This window comes from Peribacillus sp., from assembly GCF_059453735.1.
The window spans coordinates 1-4,211 of sequence record NZ_JAZVJO010000210.1; the positions used below are offsets into that span (position 1 = coordinate 1).

Sequence of the window (4,211 nt, forward strand, 5' to 3'; positions counted from 1 at the left end):
CCGAACAATCCACTCCCAGGCTTTGATTCAGTAAACCAACTCCCATTCCCTTTTGGACCTTCAAAGGTTTCCCTTAATAAGTCCTTAATTCCATCAATCATCATTTCATCACCCTTCCTGAGTTTTTGATCGTCAACATATACGAAACCGAATAAATCGTTAAGGTCGTAAATATGAACGTTCTAATTGGACATCGAAATCTTTAACATGAACTCATTCCCGGTAATTGCAACATCATAAGATTCATTGCTTTTTGAGATCTATATCAAAACTCGACCATCTTTATGGATTTCATGACCTTGCTCTACAATAAGATTTAGAGACTGATCAATATTGATGTTTTTTAAGTATTTTGCAAATTTTGAACCTAATCAACTATTCTATTTTTTATGTGAGAATTCCTTCTTCACGAGAAGTGTTGCATGACGACCTTCAGCAAGAGGGCAAAACAGAGATAAAATAACTTAACACTTCAAAAAGGTATTTTGATACTGATGTTTTTTACAGAGGTAGATAACCTAGAAGAATTCAAAATACCTTCCTTTCAGTGCATTACTAAGCAACGCCCGCAGAAGAATGATCTGCGGGCGCTGCTTAGTGTTTTTTCTTCAGTTCGAGTGCGATAGCTTTTGCAAGGTCTTCTGCCATTTGGGGTACAAAGGTCTTCAATAACGAGTTCGCTATTGGCGCCTTATATCCGCTTGCAGTAATGTCTAAAAAACCGGTCATCTTCGTATTCCTTGGATCGATGGCTTCTGCTAAAAAATAACCGCTGCCGGCAAACGGTTCATTCAGACCAGTGAGGTCAAATGTTACTTTACTCGGTCCTTTCCATTCAATGATATCGACAATCAGCTCTATTTTCTTCTTCATCAAGCCTAAATCGCCTTTAAACTTCCAGGTAACCTGATTTTCATTTAATACAGTATGATTGATGTAGCCAGGAACAAGCGGTGCCCAGTTTTCTACCTTGCTTACAAACTCCCAGATTTCTTCGATTGGTAAAGCCATTTTTATGCTGTGCAGCCCGGTTGGCAAAAGTCCCACCTCATTCGTGTTGTTACTTTCACTCCTACTGTATTATATTGTCCAAACTGTATAGAACCTTAAGAGTAAAATAGCTAAATCTTAGGATACGGTTTCCCGTAAATCAAGTACCTGTAATATTTCAGCCTTTATGAGAGCAAGATCCATATCGGTACGATTCCTTGGTTTGGACTGCTTAATTGTGAGTACCTCAGCTAATACACCTGGCTGCCCCTTTAAAATGAGAATACGATCACAAAGATATAAGGCTTCATCGATATCATGAGTAACTAATAGCATCGTCGTATTTTTCTTTTTCCAGATAGAAAGTAATAATTCTTGCAGCTGCATTTTTGTAAAAGCATCTACCGCACTAAAGGGTTCATCAAGTAATAGTACTTCAGGCTCCGTTACAAGTGCCCGCGCAATGGCAGTCCGTTGAGACATCCCTCCAGAAAGATCCTTTGGGTAATGTTTTTCAAAGCCCGTGAGACCTACCGTACCCAACAAATCGTGGACGAGAGCTTTTTGATCCCCCTTCAGCCCGAAGGCTACATTTTGTTCAACTGTCAGCCAAGGCATCAGCCTCGGCTCTTGGAACATCATTCCGACTTCTTCCTTCTCAAGACTAAAGTTCCCTGTGTAGTCCTTATCCAACCCTGACAGGACACGCAGCAAGGTGCTTTTTCCACAGCCGCTTGTTCCCAATATCCCAATGATTTCTCCCTCTTCCACGGAAAAAGAAACATCTATTAAACCAGCCTGTTTATGATTGAATGTCCGTGAAACCTGTTGTACAGATAACATATCGCTTCCTTCTTTCTCAATGTTGATTTGCCAAACTGTCCTGCCACCTTAATGAGCGTTCTTCAATCATTTTTAGGATCCAGTCGGTTAGTTTACCTAGAATAGCGAAAAGAAGAATACTGCCGATTATCGTATCTGGAGAATACGTATTCTGGCCGACAATCAACAGGTAACCCAGCCCTTTGCTTGCCCCCATAATTTCTGCCGCCACAACAAACATCCATCCAAGGCCAAGACCGCTGCGGATTCCTGTCAAAAATGATGGAAGCGAGGCCGGAAGAATAATTCTGCGGACAATTTGAAACGATGTAAAACCATATATTTTACCGACTTCAATCAGCTTACGATCTACACCCCGTATCCCGGCCACCATGTTCAGATAGACTGGAAAAAACACCCCAACCGCGATGAGCGTCACCTTCGAGGTTTCACCAATGCCCATCCAGAGAATAAACAACGGTACCCATGCAAGCGATGGAATCGATCGAAGCGCTTGAATAATGGGATCCACAAGTTCTTCAAAAATTTTCAGATAACCCACCAATGAACCAACGATTATGGCAGCAAGTGTTCCAATAAAAAATCCTGCAAACACTCTTGTTAAGGTCGAACCAAGATGTCCCCAAAGGGTTCCTTCCAACACCATTTGATATAGGCTGGCAATAATTACAGATGGTGCAGGCAGCAAATGGGCTTCAATAAGCCCCATTTTGCTTGCCGCTTCCCATAAAACGACTAATGTCACTGGCAAGATGCTGCCCAGCAGAAGCCTACGATTACTCTGCGGCTTTTTACTTGGCATTGTAATTTTGTTCATTTGACCCAATTTAAGCGCACGATTACTTTGCTCTAACATCCTATTCCCCTCTCTTCTCCATTACTTGGTGACTTTCTCCGCATATGTCGGGTTAAGTAACTTGTTTGTCAGCTCATTAACGTCGGTCGAGTCTTTTAATAAACCAGCTTCTTTGAGTACCTCTCCTGAACCAGTAATAATGGCTTTTTGTTCATCACCGGGAACCGGTTTAGAAAAATCTGTGCGTTCCAATTGTTTTTTTGCAACCTCAAGTGAAATGCTTGCTTCTTTCGCAAGAATTTCTGCGGTTTCATCTGGATGGTCGATTGTCCACTGCCGAGCTTCCTCATATGCTTCAAGAACTTTTTCCACATATTTGGGATACTTCTTAGCAAAGTCCTCACGAACATCCAACGTACTAAAACTATTAAAGTCAGGATTTCGGTAAAAGATTTGAATATCTGATTCCAATTCTACCTTAGCCATATGCGGATCAAGACCTGCCCAAGCATCTACATCACCTGATTGAACAGCTGCAGCTCCGTCACTGTGCTGTAGGTTAACAATTTCAACATCTTTCTCTGTTAATCCAGCTTCCTTTAACGCACGTAAGAGAAAAATATAGGGATCAGTACCCAAAGTAGCCGCTACTTTTTTCCCCTTTAAATCAGCTACTGATCGAATACTTCCTTTTTTAGCTAAAAGCGCCGTCCACTCCGGTTTTGAGGAAATATAGACGCTTTGAATGGGCGTACCCTTTTCTTTGGCAAGCAAGGCTGCCGCACCTGCAGCTGAACCGAAATCAACACTATCTGAACTAAGAAATTCTAACGCTTTATTAGAACCTTGGCTGAGGACGAACTCGACATCAATGCCCTCTTCTTTGAATTTCTTTTCAGCCAGCCCCTGATCTTTTAATACCAAGCTAACCGGTGAATAGTACGCATAATCAAGAATGATTTTCTTTGGTTTTCCGTCCTTTCCAGTTCCGCTCGCATCGTTCGAGCAGCCTGAAAGTACTAATCCTGTTAATGCCAATAATATAGCCCATTTCTTCATCTTCCTACCTCCGTTTTTCTAGAATACCGATTTGCTTACTTGGTTTAATAACCGTAAAAAACCCTCTTCAAAAAATAAGAAGAGGGTTTTTAAAAAAATCCTCCCTCATCTTTCAGATCAGTTGATCTGCAGGATTTAGCACCTTTTCAAGCTTTCGCTTAATGGTTGCCGGGCTTCACAGGGCCTATTCCCTCCGCCGCTCTCGATAAGAGTGTCATTACTATTTAATTAAATTAAGGTATTTATCTGTATGAAGTATATAGCACAAAAATTTCAATGTCAATAATATTTTGAATATTTAATTTTAAAATTATTAACTACTAAACATGACATAACAGTTCTAATTTCATGTTCACCATAATCCCAGCCAATTGCTGCAGAAAGTTCTATTAAACTTAAAAAATCATATGTATCAAATTCCGCTAATTCTAATACTAATATATTGTCTGAAAGCATTAGAAATCTCCCATTTAAATTCTTATCATAATTCCCCACCCTTCAAAACTTAGACACCCTGGGCCAT

Annotated in this window: 5 protein-coding genes and 1 riboswitch; all 5 genes read right to left on the reverse strand. The window is 40.6% G+C overall.

Features of this window, described 5'->3' with window-relative positions; genetic code table 11:
- Positions 1 to 594 precede the first annotated feature (594 nt).
- Positions 595 to 1,047 (reverse strand): SRPBCC family protein, encoded by a 453-nt coding sequence (locus AC52RT_RS06610; RefSeq protein ID WP_495540011.1) that lies wholly within the window; start codon positions 1,045 to 1,047, stop codon positions 595 to 597.
- 81 nt (positions 1,048 to 1,128) lie between these two features.
- Positions 1,129 to 1,833: an ABC transporter ATP-binding protein gene (locus AC52RT_RS06615; RefSeq protein WP_495540012.1), complete on the reverse strand. Its 705-nt coding sequence runs from the start codon at positions 1,831 to 1,833 to the stop codon at positions 1,129 to 1,131.
- Positions 1,834 to 1,849: 16 nt separating this feature from the next.
- A complete protein-coding gene (locus tag AC52RT_RS06620) occupies positions 1,850 to 2,650 on the reverse strand; it encodes an ABC transporter permease (RefSeq protein ID WP_495540014.1) in 801 nt (266 codons plus the stop codon).
- 60 nt (positions 2,651 to 2,710) lie between these two features.
- Entirely contained in the window at positions 2,711 to 3,688 is a 978-nt protein-coding gene (locus tag AC52RT_RS06625) for an aliphatic sulfonate ABC transporter substrate-binding protein (protein ID WP_495540013.1), read from the reverse strand.
- Positions 3,689 to 3,790: 102 nt separating this feature from the next.
- Positions 3,791 to 3,900, reverse strand: a riboswitch (SAM riboswitch).
- Positions 3,901 to 3,967: 67 nt separating this feature from the next.
- Positions 3,968 to 4,144 carry a hypothetical protein gene (locus AC52RT_RS06630; protein ID WP_407463331.1) on the reverse strand — a complete coding sequence of 59 codons (177 nt, stop codon included), beginning with the start codon at positions 4,142 to 4,144 and terminating at the stop codon, positions 3,968 to 3,970.
- Positions 4,145 to 4,211: the final 67 nt, after the last annotated feature.

What these genes read in the sequence shown, in the direction of transcription:
- AC52RT_RS06615 (WP_495540012.1), bottom strand. Translation starts at nt 1,833, where the DNA reads ATGTTATCTGTACAACAGGTTTCACGGACATTCAATCATAAACAGGCT.
- AC52RT_RS06630 (WP_407463331.1), bottom strand. Translation starts at nt 4,144, where the DNA reads ATGCTTTCAGACAATATATTAGTATTAGAATTAGCGGAATTTGATACA.
- AC52RT_RS06620 (WP_495540014.1), bottom strand. Translation starts at nt 2,650, where the DNA reads ATGAACAAAATTACAATGCCAAGTAAAAAGCCGCAGAGTAATCGTAGG.
- AC52RT_RS06625 (WP_495540013.1), bottom strand. Translation starts at nt 3,688, where the DNA reads ATGAAGAAATGGGCTATATTATTGGCATTAACAGGATTAGTACTTTCA.